Source organism: Mesorhizobium sp. CA16 (assembly GCF_020165175.1).
Taxonomy (GTDB): domain Bacteria; phylum Pseudomonadota; class Alphaproteobacteria; order Rhizobiales; family Rhizobiaceae; genus Mesorhizobium.
The window spans coordinates 82,527-103,811 of the sequence record NZ_JAIUHP010000010.1 but is presented as its reverse complement, the minus strand read 5'-3'; the positions used below and the strand labels follow the sequence as shown (position 1 = coordinate 103,811).

The 21,285-nt window shown below is 61.9% G+C and carries 23 protein-coding genes; 11 read left to right on the top strand and 12 right to left on the bottom strand.

The features are described 5' to 3' along the window. Positions 1 to 17 precede the first annotated feature (17 nt). Together LB525_RS15870 and LB525_RS15865 are read right to left on the bottom strand one after the other, a co-directional pair. Positions 18 to 371 (bottom strand): hypothetical protein, encoded by a 354-nt coding sequence (locus LB525_RS15870; protein WP_224545312.1) that lies wholly within the window; start codon positions 369 to 371, stop codon positions 18 to 20. Between the two features lie 14 nt (positions 372 to 385). Then, a complete protein-coding gene (locus LB525_RS15865) occupies positions 386 to 1,255 on the bottom strand; it encodes a hypothetical protein (RefSeq protein WP_224545311.1) in 870 nt (289 codons plus the stop codon). Between the two features lie 504 nt (positions 1,256 to 1,759). Between LB525_RS15865 and LB525_RS15860 the strand changes: the two genes are divergently transcribed. Further along, on the top strand, positions 1,760 to 2,329 hold the full coding sequence (locus tag LB525_RS15860) for a GNAT family N-acetyltransferase (protein WP_224545310.1): 570 nt from the start codon (positions 1,760 to 1,762) through the stop codon (positions 2,327 to 2,329). Positions 2,330 to 2,430: 101 nt separating this feature from the next. Here the strand turns inward: LB525_RS15860 and LB525_RS15855 are convergent, their stop codons facing one another. From LB525_RS15855 to LB525_RS15845, 3 genes are all read right to left on the bottom strand, one after another. Continuing rightward, positions 2,431 to 3,777 carry an NAD(P)/FAD-dependent oxidoreductase gene (locus LB525_RS15855; protein WP_224545309.1) on the bottom strand — a complete coding sequence of 449 codons (1,347 nt, stop codon included), beginning with the start codon at positions 3,775 to 3,777 and terminating at the stop codon, positions 2,431 to 2,433. Between the two features lie 138 nt (positions 3,778 to 3,915). Further along, positions 3,916 to 4,938, bottom strand: a complete 1,023-nt coding sequence (locus tag LB525_RS15850; RefSeq protein WP_224545308.1) for a substrate-binding domain-containing protein — start codon at positions 4,936 to 4,938, stop codon at positions 3,916 to 3,918. 16 nt (positions 4,939 to 4,954) lie between these two features. Continuing rightward, a complete protein-coding gene (locus tag LB525_RS15845) occupies positions 4,955 to 5,179 on the bottom strand; it encodes a hypothetical protein (protein ID WP_224545307.1) in 225 nt (74 codons plus the stop codon). 118 nt (positions 5,180 to 5,297) lie between these two features. On the opposite strand from LB525_RS15845, the gene LB525_RS15840 reads away from it, so the two are divergent. From LB525_RS15840 to LB525_RS15820, 5 genes are all read left to right on the top strand, one after another. Continuing rightward, on the top strand, positions 5,298 to 6,653 hold the full coding sequence (locus LB525_RS15840; RefSeq protein ID WP_224545306.1) for an ABC transporter substrate-binding protein: 1,356 nt from the start codon (positions 5,298 to 5,300) through the stop codon (positions 6,651 to 6,653). 165 nt (positions 6,654 to 6,818) lie between these two features. After that, the gene (locus tag LB525_RS15835; RefSeq protein ID WP_095768190.1) at positions 6,819 to 7,832 is read left to right on the top strand and encodes a carbohydrate ABC transporter permease; all 1,014 of its coding nucleotides are present in this window, start codon (positions 6,819 to 6,821) and stop codon (positions 7,830 to 7,832) included. Between the two features lies 1 nt (position 7,833). Further along, a complete protein-coding gene (locus tag LB525_RS15830; protein ID WP_224545305.1) occupies positions 7,834 to 8,988 on the top strand; it encodes a carbohydrate ABC transporter permease in 1,155 nt (384 codons plus the stop codon). A gap of 4 nt (positions 8,989 to 8,992) precedes the next feature. Further along, complete coding sequence (locus LB525_RS15825; RefSeq protein ID WP_224545304.1) at positions 8,993 to 10,657, top strand: alpha-glucosidase; 1,665 nt, start codon at positions 8,993 to 8,995, stop codon at positions 10,655 to 10,657. 35 nt (positions 10,658 to 10,692) lie between these two features. Continuing rightward, positions 10,693 to 11,805, top strand: a complete 1,113-nt coding sequence (locus LB525_RS15820; protein WP_224531767.1) for an ABC transporter ATP-binding protein — start codon at positions 10,693 to 10,695, stop codon at positions 11,803 to 11,805. Positions 11,806 to 11,991: 186 nt separating this feature from the next. Here the strand turns inward: LB525_RS15820 and LB525_RS15815 are convergent, their stop codons facing one another. Beyond that, on the bottom strand, positions 11,992 to 12,225 hold the full coding sequence (locus LB525_RS15815) for a DUF680 domain-containing protein (protein WP_095768186.1): 234 nt from the start codon (positions 12,223 to 12,225) through the stop codon (positions 11,992 to 11,994). A 69-nt stretch (positions 12,226 to 12,294) separates the two neighbouring features. After that, positions 12,295 to 12,501 carry a DUF680 domain-containing protein gene (locus LB525_RS15810; protein ID WP_224545303.1) on the bottom strand — a complete coding sequence of 69 codons (207 nt, stop codon included), beginning with the start codon at positions 12,499 to 12,501 and terminating at the stop codon, positions 12,295 to 12,297. Between the two features lie 621 nt (positions 12,502 to 13,122). Between LB525_RS15810 and LB525_RS15805 the strand changes: the two genes are divergently transcribed. From LB525_RS15805 to LB525_RS15785, 5 genes are read left to right on the top strand one after another with little or no spacing between them, the layout of a single operon-like run. Continuing rightward, positions 13,123 to 13,545 (top strand): PqqD family protein, encoded by a 423-nt coding sequence (locus LB525_RS15805; protein ID WP_224545302.1) that lies wholly within the window; start codon positions 13,123 to 13,125, stop codon positions 13,543 to 13,545. A gap of 33 nt (positions 13,546 to 13,578) precedes the next feature. Continuing rightward, positions 13,579 to 14,628, top strand: a complete 1,050-nt coding sequence (locus tag LB525_RS15800; RefSeq protein ID WP_224545301.1) for a serine kinase — start codon at positions 13,579 to 13,581, stop codon at positions 14,626 to 14,628. Beyond that, positions 14,625 to 15,377 (top strand): glycosyltransferase family 2 protein, encoded by a 753-nt coding sequence (locus LB525_RS15795; protein ID WP_224545300.1) that lies wholly within the window; start codon positions 14,625 to 14,627, stop codon positions 15,375 to 15,377. Before LB525_RS15800 ends, LB525_RS15795 begins: the two co-directional genes overlap by 4 nt. After that, positions 15,377 to 16,054 (top strand): glycosyltransferase family 2 protein, encoded by a 678-nt coding sequence (locus tag LB525_RS15790; RefSeq protein WP_140628591.1) that lies wholly within the window; start codon positions 15,377 to 15,379, stop codon positions 16,052 to 16,054. The genes LB525_RS15795 and LB525_RS15790 overlap by 1 nt, the downstream gene beginning before the upstream one ends. Continuing rightward, on the top strand, positions 16,054 to 17,526 hold the full coding sequence (locus LB525_RS15785; protein WP_224545299.1) for a nucleotidyltransferase family protein: 1,473 nt from the start codon (positions 16,054 to 16,056) through the stop codon (positions 17,524 to 17,526). Before LB525_RS15790 ends, LB525_RS15785 begins: the two co-directional genes overlap by 1 nt. Before the next feature lie 25 nt (positions 17,527 to 17,551). On the opposite strand, the gene LB525_RS15780 is transcribed toward LB525_RS15785, so the two are convergent. The 5 genes from LB525_RS15780 to LB525_RS15760 form a co-directional block, all read right to left on the bottom strand. Beyond that, complete coding sequence (locus tag LB525_RS15780; RefSeq protein WP_224545298.1) at positions 17,552 to 17,956, bottom strand: type II toxin-antitoxin system VapC family toxin; 405 nt, start codon at positions 17,954 to 17,956, stop codon at positions 17,552 to 17,554. Continuing rightward, positions 17,953 to 18,186 carry an AbrB/MazE/SpoVT family DNA-binding domain-containing protein gene (locus LB525_RS15775; protein WP_095768178.1) on the bottom strand — a complete coding sequence of 78 codons (234 nt, stop codon included), beginning with the start codon at positions 18,184 to 18,186 and terminating at the stop codon, positions 17,953 to 17,955. The genes LB525_RS15780 and LB525_RS15775 overlap by 4 nt, the downstream gene beginning before the upstream one ends. Positions 18,187 to 18,254: 68 nt before the next feature. Further along, positions 18,255 to 18,995 (bottom strand): ferredoxin reductase, encoded by a 741-nt coding sequence (locus tag LB525_RS15770; protein ID WP_224545297.1) that lies wholly within the window; start codon positions 18,993 to 18,995, stop codon positions 18,255 to 18,257. 24 nt (positions 18,996 to 19,019) lie between these two features. Beyond that, on the bottom strand, positions 19,020 to 19,631 hold the full coding sequence (locus tag LB525_RS15765) for a molybdopterin-dependent oxidoreductase (protein ID WP_224545296.1): 612 nt from the start codon (positions 19,629 to 19,631) through the stop codon (positions 19,020 to 19,022). A gap of 113 nt (positions 19,632 to 19,744) precedes the next feature. Continuing rightward, positions 19,745 to 21,283 carry a DegQ family serine endoprotease gene (locus tag LB525_RS15760; RefSeq protein ID WP_224531745.1) on the bottom strand — a complete coding sequence of 513 codons (1,539 nt, stop codon included), beginning with the start codon at positions 21,281 to 21,283 and terminating at the stop codon, positions 19,745 to 19,747. Positions 21,284 to 21,285 lie beyond the last annotated feature (2 nt).

Below are 21,285 nucleotides of genomic sequence, written 5' to 3'. Positions count from 1 at the left end.
CCAACGACCAGACTGGATCACTCCTCTAAAGCATCAGCTTCTGAACTTGAGAGGTCGCGTCCAATCGGTGGGGAATAGGGACGCTTCTTACAGCGCTTTGGATCAAGCCTAAGATATACGCGCGCGAACGGACTGCTCAGGTCGGCGTCAGCATCGCGGAGGATCCGCTTTGACTCGTTCACTGTCTCAGCTTTGAGCGTTACATGATCTTGCTTCAGAATTTCCATGAGACTTCCAAGCTGTCCTCGCTCCTTACTCTCAAGAACAAGGTTAGCAAAAGTAAAAGCGTTCATATCCACCCACTTTCTGTGTATCGGAAACAACTTTACCCTCGGGTCTTGTTCATTGCGGCTCTTCAATTTGCGCGCCATGGCCTTCTTATTCCCTATTTAAGCGTCACCACATTGCCTTCCGTACGCTGGATCAGTCGGTCGACCTCTTCAAGTGCCCTTCTCGTAGTTGCGTCTCCTTCGATTCTCACGTATGTCCCGACCTTCTTTTCCTCGGACTTGAACTCCGGCGGCACCTTTACCGAAAATCCAATTACGACCTTGTGTTTATCTTCTCTTGAATTTGCGAGCCCGAGTGTACCGTCCTTGAAAGAGGCCGATGAGACGATTTCAATCTTAGGATTCACGTCGCCGTAGATCTTTGTCGTAAATTCCTGAGAGTAAGCCATCGCCGGCTTGTCATCTGTTCCCAGATGACCAAAGAGTTTCAGCGAAACAAAGTCACTCACCATATCAGCGATTCCGATCTTTCCGACGATCGGGTATACGAAATTTGGCTGTGTCGAAAAGAATCCTGGGCGAACATCGCCTGATTTCGGATCACAGTAATCGTGATCGAGATCGTTGAGAAGGAAATGGAACGTATCCGTTAGCGTAAAAGTCTGAACTCCGTTTCTAGATCGATTTATTCCGGTCTTAAAGGGTATTGAGACCGTCCCATTGGTGATAGCATTCAAAAAATTCAAATCAAGGCTTGCGTCATTTGTTTCTGTAATATCCAAATTGAAGTCGTAAGCGATGACAGTAGGGTCGAAATACTCGACGTACGCGTAATCGGCCGGTATAAGCTTCTTCCAGTCGATCGACCAGAGCTTTATTTTTCGATCTCTAATCTTCCGGGCAACATCCTGCCCATACGGATCGTCGTCGTTATAGATTAGCCACCCGGCATACACGTCCGCTATGCCCTGCAGGGCCTCGCAGCGAACCTTTCTGACGATCTCGGGTGCGTAATACCTTGTCATGTCGTGCACGGTCGGTCTTACCGCGCACGCAGAGACTGCAGAGGTTACAGCCACAACAAAAGCCACGCGTCGATGATATCGCAACGTGCCCCTCCCCCGACCTTTTATTTAGGCCAATCCGTTATTTTTTATTAATTTCGCAGAAAAACATTCTATTAGCAACTACTACACCAAAGTTACTGCTAAGGGTATGTTTCGCTTTATAGTTTTTCCAATACGGACCCATGTGGTAGGGTCTTGCAAGCAGGAAGCCATGAAATGACGGTTCGTGCCGAAAATCATGATCGACAATGCGGCGCAGGGCTGCCGTTCACTGTGGAAGACGGAGAGCGGCTGACGTCGTCGCTCAAGGCGATTGAGTTTCCGTCTCTAAACCGGCGCGCGCCCCTGCCATCGGTCCCCACGCACAGGTCGACTGGCCAGACCTTGCCGCGCGCGCCCTCTTCCAGACCTCACAGGGCCCAGTCATTCGACAAATAGGCGCGAACATCCTAGTTCTTACCGATGAATGCCGATCTTCCCGAACTTCGGGGCGCTCGCCTCATCCTTCGCAGACCAATTCCCGAAGATGTGGAAGCGCGGCTAGCGCTCGGTCGGCATCGCGAGATCGTTGAAGCCTACGGTGGGATATTCGACCCCAACACAACCTTTACCCGAGCCGATGCCGAAGCAGCCATTCGCTTCATCGAGCAACAGGACTATGCATGGGTGATCGATGCAGGTTGCTTTGTCGGTCATGTGCGCCTTCACAGCATAGACTGGCACGATAAGAGGGCGGCCTTGGCCATCGGCATCGACGATCAAGCATATCTCGGCAAGGGATATGGCGCCGAAGCGATCAGGCTCGTCCTCGGTTATGCGTTTGGTCTTGGCCTGCACCGTGTGTTCCTGCGTGTATTATCGAGCAACTCCCGCGCGATCGCCTGCTACCGCAAATGCGGATTCGTGGAGGAGGGACGTGAGCGCGAAGCCGCATTGGTCAGCGGGGCTTGGCAGGACGACATCATTATGGGGCTGCTGGACAGAGAATTTGGTCCGTCTGAAGGTCGATCCGGTCGCTTCAAAAGAACTTAGGGTTTAACTAACACCCGCATCGCAATCGGGCGTCATCGCAGTGACCGTCAGCGACCAATCGCCTATGGCGTGGCGATTGAGAATGGACTTCCGGTCCCCATTTAAAGAGCCGGACCTAGCCGGACAGGACTTCCATCATAGAAACGCGACAGTCGAAAACGGCTGAGGTCGTGGCCGGTTTCATTTCCCTGGATCATGTCGCAGACGACGCGGCCGATGCCAGGTCCGATACCGAATCCGTGGCCGCTCATGCCCGTCGCGACGAAAAGACCGCCAATCGCCTGGACCCGATCTACGACGGGGACGACATCGGGCATGGCGTCGATCAAGCCCCCCCAGCCGGCCTTCAGACGAACCGTCTCGAACCGGGGGAAAAGCTGTTTGAAATTGCGCTCGATCGAGCGAAGCTTTGCCGGCTCAGGGGTTGGGTTGAGCACGCGCATTCTTTCGAAAGGGCTTGAGGAATCCGGCGCCCAATCGCGTGGCGTCGACCAGCCATCCGGGTAGCCTGACGGAGCGAACGGGAAATAGCGCGTGCCGAACGGATTGTCCCTGAGGGCGGGAATATACTTGGTGAAGTGCCGGAATGCGTCAGGCCCCAGATAAAGCAAGTGGCTGCCGCCCGCAGCGAGCGTATATCCGCCATCCTGCCTGCGCCTGAAAGCGATGTGGTCGTCGGCGGCCGCGCCTCGATAGACCTCAGGCAAGGGTTCTGTGGCGGCCGCGGTAACGCGGACGCTGAGCTGGGGGATGGCTATGCCATGTCTCGCCAGGAACAGGGACGACCAGGCGCCGCCCGCGACCAGCACGGTTGAGGTCTCGATATATCCCGCCTCGGTCCAAACGCCCTTGATCCTGCCGGCTGCGATCTCGAGGGTGCGCGCCGCGCAATTCTCCACGATCCTGGCGCCTTTTCGCACGGCAAGCCTGGCTAACGCAGGCACCGCCAACCAAGGTTCCGCGCGCATATCGGAGGGCGTCGTCATCGCGCCCTTGAACCTGCGCGACATGCCGGTGATGAGTTTTGCGGTCTCGTCGGCGCCCAGGAGGCGTGTGTCAAGCTCATGGATCGCGGCGATCCTCATGAATTCTTCGAACTTGGCCATATCCTTGTCGGCGTTCGCCAGGTAGGTCACGCCTGTCTGGTTGAGCCCGATGTCCTCGCCGCATTCCTCGGCCAGTTGCCGCCATAGGCGAATGGCCTCGATGACGATCGGCAGCTCATCCGCGTCCCGTCCCTGCTTTCTGATCCACCCCCAATTGCGAGAGGACTGTTCGGCCGCAACGCGGCCTTTTTCCAGCAGCGTCACCGGAATGTTTCGGGAAGCAAGGAAGAGGGCCGTCGTTACGCCGATGATCCCGCCACCGACGATCACCACCTCCGAAGCCTTCGGCGGAGGACCGGGGTACTGGACTGGATCCGCTTCGGTGAATGGGAATGTCGGCAAATGGCGCATCCGGAAGGACTGGTTGACGGTTCTGGCTTACCGGTTGTCGCCGTCCAGCATCAGGAGCAGCCGAAGGCTGACCGTTGTCCCACGGCAGTTGCCCGGAATGAGGCGGTGGCGAAGGTGTTGGATTAGCCCCTATACCGGCGCTCCGGCCACCGACCCTCGCACCACCAGATCCACTGGCCAGACCTCACCGCGAGCCCCCTCCTCCAACCCCGATATCCGCGCCGCGAGCCGCTCGGCGACACGCGCGCCGGCGAGGCGGATCGAGGAGCGTGTCGTCGACAGCGGCACCGGGAAATTCTCCGGCCGCAGCCAAGGGAAGACGTCGTCATGGGCGATCAGCGAGAGGTCGCCCGGAATGGTGAGGCCGAGATCGCGCACGGCGCGCACCACACCCAGCGCCATGATGAGGCTGGAGCAGACGATCGCCGTCGGCGGCTCAGCCTCCTCGAACAGGCGGCGGGCGGCGCGGTAGCCGTTTTCCTCGGTCATCGCCACCGAGCGGATGTGGCGCTCGCCGAGCGCCAGCCCGTTCGCGGCAAGCGCGCGGCGCATGCCGCGCTCGCGGTGGATGGCGAAGGTCTCGCGCTCGTTGCCGTTGATCAGCGCCAGGCGCTTGTGGCCGAGCTGGATCAACAGTCTCGACGCTTCGTGGAAGGCGCCCTCATTGTCGATGTCGAGATAGGGATAGTCGAAATCGAAGCCTTCGCTGCGGCCATGGACGATGAAAGGGATGCCCAGCGTGTTGACCAGCGCCAGCCGCTTGTCGGCCGGCCGCGGCGAGGACAGGTAGACGGCGTCGACCTGGCGGTTGGCGACGATGCGCCGGTAGGTCGTCTCTTCGTCGTCGGCATCGGCGGGCGAAAGCACAAGGTCGAGCTCGTGCGCACGGGCATAGTCGCCGAGGCCGGAGAGGAATTCGACGAAGTGCGGATCGATGTCGACGGCGGCACCGGTCGGCAGCACATAGCCGATCATTCCCGACTTGCCGGTGGCGAGCCGGCGCGCGCTGGGGTTGGGCCGGTAGCCATGGCGCTTGGCGGCATCCATAACCCGGCGCCGGGTCTCCTCGTTGACCTCGGGGTAGCCGTTCAGCGCCCGGCTCACCGTGGTCTGCGAGAGCGACAGCATATGCGACAGCTGCTTGAGGTTCATCGGAGGCCCTCCAGCCTCAAAGCGCTTTCAATTTTGAATCGGCCTGACGATTGTTGGCGAGATCATCAAGCAGGACGACCTTAGAGGCCAGACAGCTTCGTTTGAAGCAAAATTGCTGCTGCAGCGCCAAAAAAGCATGCTGCGCTGCACTTTTTTCGCTTAATCTTCTCCTATTTAAATCGATTAATGACGTCGCCCACTTGACTCCAAGGCGATTCAATGGCGAGATCAAAATAGCCAAAGCGCTTTGGAAGCCTCTTCGAAAGGTTGCGGTTGCCCTTTCGCTGAGTCACAGTTCCGCGGCGTCGGCGGACGAAATGGAGGTTTCGTCCTTTTTGTGATCACTGGGAGGACTTGCGATGAAGAAAATGCTTTTCTTGGGTGCGGCATTCGCGGCACTCACCCTCAGCCTGCCGGCGCAAGCCGAACTGAAGTTCAAGCCGGGCGAGGATTCGAAATTTCATTGGGCCAATTACGACGACCTCAAGAAGGTCGACCTCAAGGGCGAGACGCTGACGATCTTCGGGCCGTGGCGCGGCGAGGACGAGGCGCTTGTCCGATCCGTTCTCGACTATTTCCAGGAAGCGACCGGCGCTGAGGTGAAATATTCCTCGTCCGAGAATTATGAGCAGCAGATCGTCATCGACACCCAGGCCGGCAGCCCGCCCAACATCGCCGTCCTGCCGCAGCCCGGCCTCATCCAAGATCTTGCTTCCAAGGGCGTGCTGACCCCGCTGGGCGACGACGTCGCGGCCTGGATCAAGGAAAACTACGCCGCCGGCGACTCCTGGGCCAAGCTCGGCACCTATACGGGCAAGGACGGCAAATCGGGCTTCTATGCCTTTCCCTACAAGATCGACGTGAAGGGGCTCGTCTGGTACTCGCCCGACAATTTCGACGAGGCCGGCTACAAAGTGCCGAAGACCCAGGAAGAACTCGCCGATCTGGAGAAGAAGATCGTCGCCGACGGCGGCAAGCCCTGGTGCATCGGGCTGGGTTCGGGCGGCGCCACCGGCTGGCCGGCGACCGACTGGGTCGAGGACATCATGCTGAGGACGCAGCCGCCGGAAGTCTACGACAAGTGGGTGAAGAACGAGATCCCGTTCACCGATCCGGCCGTGGTCAACGCCATCGACATCTTCGGCAAGATCGCCACCGACGACAAGATGGTGGACGGCGGCGCCAAGGCGGTCGCGGCGACCGACTTCCGCGACAGCCCGAAGGGCCTCTTCACCGTGCCGCCCAAGTGCTACATGCACCACCAGGCATCGTTCATCCCGTCCTTCTTCCCGGAAAACGTGAAGCTCGGCCAGGACGCCGACTTCTTCCCCTACCCGCCTTACGCCTCCAAGCCGGAACTGGGCACGCCGCTGGAAGTGGCCGGAACGCTGGTGATGATCACCAAGGATTCCAAGGCCTCGCGCGAGTTCATCAAGTTCCTCGAGATGCCGCTCGCGCATGAATTGTGGATGGCGCAGAAGAGCTTCGTCACCCCCTTCAAGGCAGCCAACAAGGAGGCCTATGGCAGCGACGCGCTGAAGAAGCAGGGCGAAATCCTGGTCGGCGCCACGACGGTTCGGTTCGACGGATCCGACCTGATGCCGGGCAAGATCGGCGCGGGTTCGTTCTGGACCGGCATGGTCGACCTGGTGGGCGGCAAGTCCGCGCAGGACGTCGCCGCCGACATCCAGAAAAGCTGGGACGGCATCAAATAGCATCCTGAAATCTTCCTAATCCTCCTATTGGACCCGGGCTACGGCCCGGGTCCGACCGGCGGTCCGCGCCGGAAGCCTTCGCGTTTCGATTGTTCCGAATAACCGAAAGTCGGTGCATCCGATCGCCAGCCTCGGCCGGCCGGTCATGCGCAGGGAGAGGGACCCATGGCGGCTCAGATTTTCTCGGCCATATTCGTCATCATCATCGGCGTCGGCGGCTGTGTCGCCTATTTCTGGGGCGCCAACAAACTGCTCGATCTCGTCTTCCCGTCACGCGGCGTCTCGGGCACCGCCGCCGTCGACAATTTGCGCCGGCAGGGAATGGTGCGGCCCTGGCTGTTCGTCGGCCCGGCGATGATCATCCTAGCCATCTACCTGATCTACCCGGTGATCGCGACGCTGTGGCTCTCCTTCTTCGACCGCGGCGGCACCAATTTCGTCGGGCTCGCCAATTATGAATGGGCGGTCAGCGATCATGATTTGCGCAATTCGATCTTCAACAACATCCTGTGGCTGGCCGTGGTGCCGGCTGCCTGCACCTTCCTCGGCCTGATCATCGCCGTGCTCACCGACAAGATCTGGTGGGGCACCATCGCCAAGAGCCTGATCTTCCTGCCGCTGGCGATCTCCTTCGTCGGCGCCAGCGTGATCTGGAAATTCATCTACGAGTACCGTGGCGAGGGCCAGGTGCAGATCGGCCTGCTCAACGCGATCATCCAATATTTCGGCGGCCAGCCGCAGGTTTGGATATCGCTGCCGTTCTGGAACAATTTCTTCCTGATGATCATCCTGATCTGGATCCAGACCGGCTTTGCGATGGTCATCCTGTCGTCGGCGCTGCGCGGCATTCCGGAAGAGACGCTGGAAGCGGCCGTGATCGACGGCGCCAACCCGTTCCAGATCTTCTGGAAGATCATGGTGCCGCAAATCTGGGGCACGATCGCCGTGGTGTGGACCACCATCACCATCCTGGTGCTGAAAGTGTTCGACATCGTGCTGACCATGACCAACGGCCAGTGGAATACACAGGTGCTCGCCAATCTGATGTTCGACTGGATGTTCCGCGGCGGCGGCGATTTCGGCCGCGGCGCCACCATCGCCATCATCATCATGATCGCGGTCATCCCGATCATGGTCTGGAACATCCGCCAGGCCAACAAAGAGACGGGAGGGCACTGAGATGGCGACCAAGACCGGAAAGTCCTTTGTCGGCCGCTTCGGCGTCCATATCGCCGTGCTCGTCTTCGTGGCGATCTGGACCATCCCTACCCTCGGCATCCTCGTCTCGTCGCTGCGCGACAAGGACCAGATCGTCGCCTCCGGCTGGTGGAACTCCTTCGCCAGCTCCAGCCAGAGCGAGGCGGGACGGCTGCCGGGCGCGTCGGCCCAAATCCAGAAGGACGGCAAATACGTCATCGAGGGCAATATCTTCGGCGATGGCCCCAAGCGCGAGATCAGCGCCTTCGGCGTCAAGTCCTCCGCGCCGACGCAGTACAAGGCGGGATCGGTTGCCGACCTCGATGACGGCGTCACGCTGCAGATGAATGCCGACGGCGGCTTCGTGCTGTCGTCACCGAAGGCCTTCGAGGGCGACCGCGGCCAGCGCGTCTATTTCGCTTCCTCGGCGCCGCCGAAATTCACCACGGACAATTACGATGCGGTGCTGTTTTCCGAAGGCATCGGCCGCTCGTTCATGAACTCGCTGACGGTGACCATCCCGGCGACGATCATCCCAATCCTGATCGCAGCCTTCGCAGCCTACGCGCTGGCCTGGATGCGCTTTCCCGGACGGCCGCTGCTGATCGCGGTGATCATCGGCCTTCTGGTGGTTCCGCTGCAGATGTCGCTGATCCCGCTGCTCAGGCTCTACAACGGGGTCGGCGCCTTTTTCGGCGTGCCGTCCAAGACCTATCTCGGCATATGGCTGGCACATACCGGCTTCGGTCTGCCTTTCGCCATCTACCTGCTGAGGAGCTATATCGCCGGCCTGCCGCGCGAGATCATGGAATCGGCACGCATCGATGGCGCCAGCGACTTCGAGATCTTCGTCAAGATCGTGCTACCGCTGTCCTTCCCGGTGCTTGCCTCCTTCGCCATCTTCCAGTTCCTGTGGGTATGGAACGATCTGCTGGTGGCGATGGTTTTCCTCGGCACGGCGCCCGATCAGATCGTGCTGACGGCCAAGCTCAACGCGCTGCTCGGCTCGCGCGGCGGCAAGTGGGAGATCCTGACCACATCGGCGTTCATCACCATCATCGTGCCGCTGTTCGTGTTCTTCTCGCTGCAGCGCTATTTCGTCCGCGGGCTGCTTGCCGGCTCGGTGAAAGGAGGTTGAAGACATGCAATCGGCTTTGAAGGCGACGTCGCAGCCAGACCCGGCCGTGGACCGCGACTGGTGGCGGGGCGCGGTGATCTACCAAATTTACCCGCGCTCCTATCAGGACTCCAACGGCGACGGCATCGGCGACCTGAAGGGCATTGTTCAGCGCCTGCCCTATATCGCTTCGCTCGGCGTCGATGCCATCTGGATCTCGCCCTTCTTCAAATCGCCGATGAAGGATTTCGGCTACGACGTGTCGGACTATTGCGACGTCGACCCGATGTTCGGAACGCTCGCCGATTTCGACGCGCTGGTGACGGAAGCCCATCGGCTGGGGCTTAAGGTGATGATCGACGAGGTGCTGTCGCACACCGCCGACATCCACCCCTGGTTCAAGGAAAGCCGTTCCAGCCGCAACAATCCGAAAGCCGACTGGTATGTGTGGGCGGACGCAAAGCCCGACGGCACGCCGCCCAACAACTGGCTGTCGATCTTCGGCGGCTCGGCCTGGCAGTGGGACACCAGCCGCCAGCAGTATTACATGCACAATTTCCTGGCCGAGCAGCCCGACCTCAACTTCCACAACGCAGAAGTTCAGGACGCGCTGCTCGACATCACCCGCTTCTGGCTGGAGCGCGGCGTTGACGGCTTCCGCCTCGACACGATCAATTTCTACTTCCATAGCCAAGGGCTGGAGGACAATCCGCCGCTGCCGCCGGAACAGCGCAACGACCAGACGGCGCCGGCGGTCAATCCCTACAATTATCAGGACCATATCTACGACAAGAGCCGGCCGGAGAATCTCGGCTTCCTGGAGCGCTTCCGCGCGCTTCTCGACGAATATCCGGCGCAGGCGGCCGTCGGCGAGGTGGGCGATTCCCAGCGCGGCCTGGAGGTGGTCGCCGCTTACACCGCCGACGGCAAGCGCGTGCATATGTGCTATTCCTTCGACTTCCTGGCGCCGGAGAAGATCAGCGCGGCGAAAGCGCGCGCGGTGCTGGAGGCCTTCGGCACGGTCGCCAGCGACGGCTGGTCGTGCTGGGCCTTCTCCAACCATGACGTGATGCGGGTCGCCTCGCGCTGGGCCGCCAACGAGGCGGATCCGACCGCCTATCTGAAGGTGATCTCGGCGCTTTTGATGTCGCTGCGCGGCTCGGTCTGCATCTATCAAGGCGAAGAGCTCGGCCTTGGCGAGGCGGAGCTGAAGTTCGAGGACCTGCAGGATCCCTACGGCATCCGGTTCTGGCCGGAGTTCAAGGGTCGCGACGGCTGCCGCACGCCGATGGTTTGGGACGCGGCCGCCAAGAATGGCGGTTTCTCGACCGCCAAGCCGTGGCTGCCGGTGCCGGGCAAGCACCTGTCGCAGGCGGTCAACGCGCAGCAAGGCGACGCAAGCTCGCTGCTCGAACATTACCGCCGCTTCCTAGCCTTCCGGCGCCAGCATCCGGCGCTGACCAAGGGCGACATCAACTTTATCGAAAGCGATGGCGACACCGTCGCCTTCACGCGCCGCGAGGGCAATGAGCGGATCGTCTGCGCCTTCAATCTCGGCAGCAAGCCCTCCGAGGTCGATCTCGGCAAAGGTGCGCTGCAACCCTTGCCCGGGCACGGCTTTTCGGGACAGACTGGCAGCGGGCCGGTCCGCCTCGGCGGCTACGGCGCCTGGTTCGGACGCATCGACTGAACTTCTAAAACAGGGATCAACGGGAGAAGAAAAACATGGCCGATGTCACGCTCAACCAGGTGAAGAAATCATACGGCAACCTCAACATTCTCCACGGCATCGACCTCGATATCAAATCAGGCGAGTTCATCGTCTTCGTCGGGCCGTCGGGTTGCGGCAAGTCGACCTTGCTGAGGTCGATCGCCGGCCTCGAGGAGATCACGTCGGGCGAGCTGAAGATCGACGGCGAGGTGGTGAACGACGTGCCGCCGTCGAAGCGGGGCATCGCCATGGTGTTCCAGTCCTATGCGCTCTATCCGCATATGACGGTTTACGACAACATGGCCTTCTCGATGAAGATCGGCAAGGAAAGCAAGGCCGAGATCGACAAGCGCGTGCGCCAGGCGGCGGAGATCCTGCAACTGACCAAATATCTCGACCGCCTGCCCAAGGCGATGTCGGGCGGCCAGCGCCAGCGCGTCGCCATCGGCCGCGCCATCGTGCGAAACCCGAAGGTGTTCCTGTTCGACGAGCCGTTGTCGAATCTCGACGCAGCACTGCGCGTCGCCACCCGCATCGAGATCGCCAAGCTCAAGGAATCGATGCCGAACACCACCATGATCTACGTCACGCACGACCAGGTCGAGGCGATGACGCTGGCGGACCGCATCGTGGTCTTGAAGGAAGGCGTTATCGAGCAGGTCGGCACGCCGATGGAACTCTACAAGCGGCCCGGCAACCTGTTCGTCGCCCAGTTCATCGGCTCACCGGCCATGAACATATTGCCTGCGAAGATCGAGAAGGCCGGCAATCCGACCGTGGTCAGCCATGTCGGCGGCCGCAAGGCGACGGTGCCGATCGCGACGCCGGCCTCGGCCAATGGCGCGGCGGTCAGCTTCGGCGTGCGGCCGGAGGATCTCGCGATTGCCTCAGGCGCGGACTTTCTGTTCGAGGGCAAGGTCGACTATATCGAGCAGCTCGGCGAGGTTCAGCTCGTCTATATCGATATCGGCCGCGCCGACCTGCCGCTGGTTGCCAAGCTGCCGGGCAATGTCGACGTCAAGCGCGGCGAGACGCTGCGGCTCAACGCAGGCGCCGGCGATCTGCACATCTTTGACGCCGACGGCCATTCCTTCACGCTGCATCGCGAGGAAGCAAAGGCTGCCTGACGCTAGCGAGTTTCACCGTTTCACCGAAACGGCGAAACTCTCGATCTCTTTGTTTTCACGCAATTCCGGATGGAAAACCGCTTACACTTTTCCTGGAATTGCTTTATCGGCAGGCTGGCGTTCCCAGCAAAAAGAGAGAGCGGCGGGCCTGGCCCCCCCCTCTCTCTTTCAAATCACAGTCGGCTGTCAACGGTTGCCGAAGTGGTCGCGGTCGGCACCCTGAGGCGCCGACTTCTGCACGTCGCGCGACGAGTTCAGCAGCTTGTAGACAGGCGAGTCAGTGCCGATCGACGACGTAGGGGTGGTATCGACCGCCGGGGCCGGCTGGTTGACGCCACTGTTGTTGTAATTGTCGCTGCCCGCAAAAGCAGCGCCGGAAACGGCCAGCAGGGCGGCCGTGGCAAGAACGATCTTCTTCATTTCAGTGCTCCTGAATCTTGTGGTCCGACCGATGCGGCGGGCGAGCCCGCCGCCGGTTCAAGTCGACCGTTAGTTGTTGCCGAAAAGGTTGTGGTCGGCGCCCGTCGTGGCAGGCTGCTGAGTGGCCGGCGCAGACTGGCGGACCGCAGCCGTGTAGGACGAGTCGACCTTGGCCGCCGCCTGATTGCCTTCATTCGGGTTGTAATGGTCGCTACCAGCAAAGGCGCTGCCAGAAATTGCCAGAAGGGCTGCGGCAGTGAGAACAATCTTTTTCATTTTTGCTACTCCAGTATCTTTATTCAGTCCGTCTAGCGGCGTGTCTTGGGAATGAAATCGCGTCGTCCGGACAGCGCTGATTTGGGTGAGCCGAGGGCGGGATTCCAATCACGAAGTTTTTCCGTCTGGACCATGATTGCGCATCTTGAAGTTTTGATAAGCATGCCTACGACTTTATTTTTATCGCATTTAATCAATGACTTATGCAGATTTTACCGTTGGCTCACCAAATGTATCGGAGCGCCACCGTTCACACCATCCTGCACGCACCGTCAACAGAAACGAACCGTTCAGTTCGATTTTAGAATCTCCTAATAGTCACTTTTCGATACTATTAACCATCATACCCCGGTTCCACAGGCCGATTCGGCCCGCTCCATGACCATGTTCAGACTGCAGGCCAGCGGGTATTCGCGCCGGGAGGGTCGCGGTCGCCCTGCTTGTCGGCGCCCAAAAATCGGGGCTCGAACCGCGAATTGAACGCCAAATGGTCGAGATGGCGCCGTTATGCCCTGCCTTGCCAAGCAAGGATCGAGTGTTTACAGGCGTTGTCCTGGGGTCAGGGCAACGATTACGACCGGCGCAGCCGCCGGCCGGAATTGTAGAGTGGGGGTCAAGGACATGCCTCTTTCCGACGTCTACGCCGTCACGAGCCGGGACATCGTTTTCGAATCTTTCGACGGCGAAGCTGTCGTGCTCGACCTCTCAAACGGCAAATATTTCGGCTTCTCCGATTCCGGCAGCAAAGTGTGGCAGGCGCTGTCCTCGGGTGTCGGCACCGAAGCGCTGATCCGATCGGCCGCTGGCAGAATCGACGCCGCCGCGATCGAGGCATTCATTACGCAGCTGGTCGAGTTCGGGCTGCTGGCGCCTTCCAGCGCAACGCCGCTACCGTCATCCGACGATTTGCCGGCGGCGCTGGCGGCGGCGAGCGAACCGCTCACCGTGAGCGTCCATGACGATCTTGCCGACTTGATCATCGTCGACCCGATCCACGAAGTCGAGGAGCCGCTCGGCTGGCCGGCTGTCAAGCAGGTTTCCTGAACCGGCGAAAGGTCAGGGCGGCCGGAACAGACCATGCCACATGTGACGCTCGAGACCCTGCCGGACTATGCCCGCTTTCTCATCGCCGCTGCCGAAGGCGCGGCCGGGCAGTTTCCGGTCCGGCGTGCTATCCGCCTGCCGGGGCTGGAATTGATCGCGCATCTCGATCCCGGCGCGCTCGCTGATGCCCTTGGCCAGGCCTTCATCGAAGCCGAAGGCGATCCGCGGGACTCCCGCCAATGCCGTATCTTCATCGGCCATCCAGGCATCGGCGACATGCCGGAACCGGCAAGCTGGGGCGATGCGCATTTCACCGAGCACGGCTTTGCCCGGAAACTTGCGGAGGCAGGGCTGCGCGGCCATCATTACCACGATCTGGATTTCTGGCAGGTCTACGATCCCGCCCGACGGATCGGCGTCCAGTTGATGCGGTCTCCCGACGCGTTTCCGCCTTGGGAGCAGGGGTCGCCGCTGCGCGCCTTCCTGCACTGGGAATACGCCGCGCGCGGCATGCGCCTTGCCCATGCCGGCACGCTGGGCCTCGACGGCAGGGGCGTGCTGCTGGCAGGCGCCGGGGGTGCGGGAAAATCCGGAACCGTCGTAGCAGGACTGCTCAACGGGCTGGACAGCGTCGGCGACGATTACGTGCTGATCGACCTTTCCGGCGGCGTGACGGCGCGACCGCTGTTTTCGATCCTGAAGCAGGATCCGCCGGGTTTCGCCCGGCTCGGGCTGGAAAGGCGGCTGGGAACCGGCCGCCCGCTCAACTGGCAAGGCAAGCATGCCTTCCACATTCACGAGATCGCGCCCCGGCCAGTAGGTGAGAGTCTGGACATTTGCGCGTTGCTGGTGCCACATGTCAGCGGCGGAAAGACAAGTTCGATCGCACCGATTTCGCGCAAGGATGCCATCATCGCGCTGGCGCCGTCCGGCATCGCCCAGATGCCTGGCGAACGCGAAAGCGGTTTTCGCTTCTTCAGCGATCTGACCCGGCTACTGCCATGCTACCGGATTTCACTTGGGTCACGCCCAGGAGAAATCGCCGCTACGATTGCGGATTTCCTTGTCCGGAGCGCCCGGTGAAGTTGAGCGTGATCATGCCTGTTTACAACCGCGAGCGCTATGTCGTTGCGGCATTGCGTTCGCTCATCAGGCAGCGCGACGCCGCCGATCTCGACATCATCGTCATCGACGACGGCTCGACCGACGGTTCGGCCCAAGCGGTGCGCGCGATGATGGACGAAGCGCCTTGCATCCGGCTGTTTCGGCAGGAAAACATGGGCGTGACCCGGGCGCGCAACAGCGGGCTCAGCCGGCTCAAGCCGGAGACGGAACTGGTGTCCTTTCTCGATTCGGACGACATCTCGCCAGCCGGGCGCTTCGCGGCGGATCTGGACCTTTTCAGGCGCGATCCTTCTCTCGAGCTCACCTATTCCAGGATGATGCTGGTCGACACGATCGACGACGAGACGCTGGAGCCGACCCGCGACAGCACCAGCATCACGGTTCGCGGCATCCATCTCTCGGCGGCGATCTTCTCGCGCCGTCTGCTCGACCGGATCGGCGCTTTCGACGAGGACTTCGTTCAGGCCGAGGATACGGACTTCCTGCTGCGCAGCTTCGAGCTCGGCCCCCGATGCGCGCTTCCGGACACGCTGGCGCTTTATTATCGGCGGCACGCCGGCAACATGACAAGGCAGCAAGATGTCCAGTCGCGCGAGTTCATGCGCGCGATCTACAAGTCGATGAAGCGGCGCAGGGCCAACCCTTCGCTCAAGCCGATCGAAGGCATCTTCGAACTGAAGAAACTCGCGGACTGGCAGTTCATGTGATGAGCGCATACGGCGTCGTCATTCCGGCCTACAACGCCAGCGCCACGATCGCGGAGACGCTGCGATCGGTGGCGGCGCAGACGTTGCGGCCCGAACTGGTCGTGGTGGTCGACGACGGCTCGACCGACGATCTCGCCGCCGCGATCGGCGGCATCGACCTGCCGCTCAGGCTTTTGCGCCAGGACAATGCCGGACCCGGCAGCGCGACCACCCGCGGCATCGCCGCGCTGTCGACGCCCTTCGTCGCCACGCTCGATGCCGACGACCTTTGGCTGCCTGAAAAGATCGCGGCGCAGCTTGCCCATCTCGAACGGCTTCCCGGCATATCCGGGGTCTTCACCCATATGCGCGCCTTCCGCGACGGAGAGCCCGACGCGATGGCCCCGACCGCAACGCCCGGCTGGTCGCGCTCAACGATGCTGATGCGCCGGGAGACCGCGGAGAGCGTCGGCCCGATGGTCGATCCGCCGGGCGGCCGCGGCGAGATGATCGACTGGATCGCCCGCGCGCGGGAAAGCGGTTTTGTCCTCGACATGATGCCTGATGTCCTGGCGCTGCGGCGCATCAGGCCGGGGAGCCTGTCCTATGGGCGCGACGCGGCACGCGACCGCGGTTACCTGGAAGTGGCACGCCTGGCCATGCTGCGACGAGCGCAAAGCAAGGCCAGCTCCAGCTGATGACGAAGATCCGTCGCATCGGCAGGCGTTTTCCAGACTATGGCTGGTCCTGGCCGACCGGCTCGCTCGACCAGTTGCTCAAGGCAGCACTTCTGCCCGACGAAGAGGCGGCGCGCCTTTGCGCCGCCGGCTGGCTGAACGAGAACGACATCGACCACGTCTCCTTCCGGGAACACCGGTTGCTTGCCGCGATTTCCGACAGGTTCGGACGCAAGCTTGCCGGCAACGCCGCTTATCCGCGCCTGGCCGGCCTGCAGAAGATGCTGTGGACGAAGTCGCGCATGGCCATGCGCGAGGCCGAGCCCGCACTGAAGGCGATGGTCGATGCCGGCTGCACGGTGATGTTGATCAAGGGCGCCAGCCGCACCGCGCTCGATGCCGCCGCGCAGCGCGGGCGCGTGGCGCATGACATCGATATACTGGTGCGGCCGGGCGATATGCAGCCGGCCTTCGATGTGCTGCGCGACCGCGGCTGGCAGATCGCCAGCGGTGTTTCCCCGCAATATCTGCGCGCACGGCTGGGATCGCTGCGCTCGATGAATTTCTTCAAGGGCAATTACGGCGACATCGACCTGCATCAGCTTGCCTATGACGGGTCGCAGCAGAACACCGAGGACGACCTCGCCATCTGGCGCCGCGCGATTGCCGCCAAATTCAGCGATGTCAGCGTAGTCGTCCCCTCGGCAGCCGACCGCATCGCGCTCGCCATCGCGCATGGCGGCCTCGACGCACATACGCATAGCGACTGGCTGGTCGATTGCACCGTGGCCATCGAGGGCGGCACTGTCGACTGGACCATATTCCTCGATGTCATCGCCAGGCGCAGTCTCGCCGTCGCCGCGGCGGTGGCGCTTTCCTATCTTGCGCTGGAGATCGGCATCGCTGTGCCGGAGGCCGTGCTGGCCAAGGTGGTGGACATGGCTGACCGGCGCGGCGCGGCCCGGTTGTCGTCGGTTCTGCAGGCCAAGCCGCGCACCGATTTCGGCGCGCTGACCTGGCTGTCGCGGGGATTTGCAAAGCAGTTGCGCCTGCAGCGCAAGAAAGGCCGGCTGAAGCAGACCGAGCCCGACATCGTGTGGCGCGGCAAGTCCGTGACGACGAAGGCGACAGGCGGGCCTGCCGCATTTGTGCTCTCGCAAACCCTGGACGGACCGCAGGGCGAAGCCAGCGAGATGACGCTCGATCTTATCGTGCGCATCGTCGTCCCGCCGGTCAGGCGACGCATCGAGATGGAGATCAATGCGGGCGACCGGCACGTGGCCCGGCTGCGCTCGATGTCGATCAGCCGCTCCGGCGGGGAGCGGATGCTGCGCTTTCGCGGCAAGGTGAAGCTTGAGCGGGCGGGACGGGCCCTGGTGCTGGAGGCTCGGCCGTCACGCCAGTTTCGCGTCTGGGACAGCGAGCAGGCCGTCGCCAGCTACGGCGCGCTGCCTTTCCAGCTCGTTTCGGCGAAATTCTCTCCGACCGGCTGACATCAGCGCAACAGTCCGGGACGGCTCAAGAGCCTGGGGTAATCAGCTTCAGGGAGGGGAAATAGGTTCGATATCGGCCGATATCGCGGGTCAGAAGTGGAAGATGGCCGACCGCAGCGTGCGCACCAATGAAGAAGTCCGGCAAAACACCAGTCTTTTGTCCTCCTGACCGGTGGTACTGTGTAAATACCTTTCCGGCAAGGAAAAGAGCGGCCCTCGGCATGGGAGCCATTTCAAGACCGGCCGCATCGAGAAAAGCGTCAAGATCCTCGATGCGGGCATAGCGTACGGCGAGCTCGGCATAGACCGCATCGTTGATCAACAATGGTCCGTTGAGGCTCGCCGCCTCAAGCTGAGCAACCGACCAATCTGCCCAGTTTGGATCGTCAGTAACAAGGTCAAGCAGGACGTTGGTGTCGATGAGCGTCACGCTTCACCACGCGTCAGCGCCATGATCGCGTCGGTCGTAAGCCCCTCGCCGGCATGGCCGCGCAACTTGGCGAAGCGGCTCGCCGTTTGCTTTCTGTCGACACGAGCAAGCACTACGCTCCCATCGGCGGCGCGCCGGAAATCGACCCTGCTTCCCGGGACGATCCCCAACAGATCGCGGACCGGTTTTGGAATGGTGACCTGTCCTTTTGACGTAACGGTGGTGGCCATCTTCGCTCCTCAGTAATACCAATTGTAAGTAAGGTATTACCTTTCGGTCGAATTTCAACGGGCTTCTGTCAAACTCCATAGCGCTCGGTGCGGATAATCCCCGCCGGAACGCCGGCGCCAATCAGGGCATCAGCGGCGGCCGAGACGAAGGCGTTCGAGCCGCAGACATAGGCGAGCCTCGGTGCCTTCGGCAGGCGCTCGATGGCTTGCGCCATCATGCGGGCGTCGACGCGCCGGGAATAGTCGGGCGGCCGCCTCGCCGGCTCGCGGGTCAGCGTCAGCACCAGATCGAACCCGTCACGACGATCGTCGAGGCCGATCAGCTCGTCGCGGAAAATCACCTCGTCCCAAACCCGGGCCGAGAACACCAGCGCAACGGGCACCGCTTTGTTGCGCAGCGTGCGATGGCGCACCATCGCCATCAGCGGCACGACGCCCGAGCCGCCGCCTACCAGAAGGATCGGCCCGCCGTCGCTCTCCTCCCAGATGAAATGGCCCCCCAGCGGTCCGCGCAGCTCGATCTCGTCGCCGACGGCAGCGACATCGTGGAAGAAGGGCGAGACCTCGCCGTCGTCGAGCCGCTCGATCGCGAGCTCGACGACGGCACCCGGCGCCGAGGCAATAGAATAGGAGCGGCGCGCCTGATAGCCGTCCGGCGCCGTCAGCCGGACGTCGACATGCTGTCCGGCCAGATGGGCGAAGGGCCGCGACGGCTGGAACCAGAAGCTGGTGACGCGTGGCGTGCGCTTTTCGATGCGGGTGATCGTGGCTGCCTGCCAGGGCGATTGCGGCGACGGCTCGGCACTCATCGATTGCTGCTCACAAATCGCCCCTCACGGGTCACTGGAATAGCGCTGCTCGCGCCAGGGGTCGCCATACATGTGATAGCCGCGCAGCTCCCAGAAGCCCGGCTCGTCGCGCTCGGTGAACTGCAGCCCGTTCACCCATTTGGCCGATTTCCAGAAATAGAGATGCGGCACCAGAAGCCGGGCCGGCCCGCCATGATCAGGCGTGATCGGCTTGCCTTCGTAAAGCAGCGCCACCATCGCCTTGCCGGTGATGAGGTCCTTGGTCGGCACATTGGTGGAATAGCCGTCAAACGACAGCGCCAGCGTGTAGGCCGTCGGCGGCTCGATGCCGGCATCGGCGAGGATGTCGTCGATCATCACGCCCTGCCAGGGCGTGTTGAACTTGGTCCAGGCCGTCACGCAATGGATGTCGCGCGTCATCTTGCTTTGCGGCAGGGCGTTGAACTCGGCCCAGTTCCATTTCTTGAGCGGTCGCGGCCCCTGCTTCAAGGTGAAGGACCAATTTTCGGTGCGCACGCGCGGCGTCGGCCCGGCCGAGAGAACCGGGAAACCTTGTTCCAGGTACTGGCCCGGCGGGATGCGCGCGTCGGCGTCGGAATGAGGACGCCGTCCGGAAAAAAAGCCGCGCGTGACCATCGAGACGCCTCCTGCACCGGTGGAAGGATGCGGGGAGTGTTCTCGAATATACCTCTACGGGCAACAAGAATCTTGGCGACCCGCCTTGCAACAGGCAGGTCGCCAAGACGTCGTCAGCCGGCCGCGAAAGGCACTGCGACGAAGATCTGCTGGTCGCCGCGATCGACAAGCAGCAGCACCGACTTCTTGCCCGACTTGGCTGCCTCGGCGATCGCCTGGTTCGCCTGTCTGGCGTTCTTTACGGGCGTCTGGTCGACGCCGATGATCACGTCTCCCGGCTGGAGGCCCGCCGCCGAAGCCGCCTTGTCCGGATTGACACGCTCAATCACGGCGCCGTGCTGGTTGTCGGCAAGGTTGAGCTCCTGCCGGATATCGGGAGTGATATCGGTCAGCCCGAGGCCGAGCGACGGCACGCCCTGGCCCGCTGACGGCTTGCCGCCTTCGCCATTCGAGGCGGTCTGCACCTCGTCGGTGTTGCGGCCGACGTCTGCGGAGACCTGAACCGCCTTGCCCTTACGCCAGATGTCGACGGTTTCCTTGTTGCCGGGCGGGACATCTGCGACGGCGCGCGACAGGTCCTTCGGATCCTTGATCTCCTGGCCGCCAAAGCCGGTGATCACATCCCCGACTTCAATGCCCGCCTTGGCCGCCGGCGAGCCCGGCGTGACCGACGAAACCAAGGCTCCGGCAGGATGGTCGAGGCCGATGGCGCCGGCAACATCCGGAGTGACCGGCTGGATCTGCACACCGAGATAGCCGTATTCGATGTCGCCGCCCTTCATCAGCTTGGCCACGACTTTCTGGGCCTGATCCGACGGGATGGCGAAGCCGACGCCGACGCTGCCGCCATTGGGCGAGTAGATGGCGGTGTTGATGCCAATCACATTGCCATGGATGTCGACCAGCGGACCGCCCGAATTGCCGTGATTGATCGGCGCGTCGATCTGAATGAAATCGTCGAACGGCCCGCTATGGAGATCGCGGCCGCGCGCCGAGACAATGCCGGCGGTGACCGTGGTGCCGATGCCGAATGGGTTGCCGATCGCCAGCACCTGGTCGCCGGTCATCAGCTTGCTGGAATCGCCCCACTTGACGGTCGGCAACGGCTTGTCTGCCTTGATCTTGAGCACAGCCAGGTCATGCTTCGCATCGTGGCCGACAAGCTTGGCCGGAAGCTCGGTGCCGTCGTCGAGCGTCACCTTGATCGAGCTGGCGCCGTCGATGACATGGTTGTTGGTTACGATTGTGCCATCCGCGCTGACGATGAAGCCGGAGCCGAGCGCCTCGCTACGTGGTGCCCGCTGAGGGGGCGTCTTGGGCATCGGCATGCCCTGGTCGCCGAAGAATTGCCGGAAATAGTCGTCGAAAGGCGAGTTGCCGTCGAAGGGCGAACCCTCGCTCATGGCGTCCGGCTGGCCCTTCATCATTGTCGTGACTGTTACGACTGCCGGCTTTGTGGTGGCAACGATGGGAGCGAAGGAGCCGTTAGGCGCGGTAACGCCGGCGGCGGGAGTTTGCGTGGTGGCGACGGCGTTGCTCAATCCGGCGTTGTTCGTGCTCTCGGCAAAGGAACCAATAACGGGAGAAATGATCAGCGCAGCGCCCAACAGGGCCGCGACGCGATGTCTGCGAAGAATGTTCATGGGTGACATGG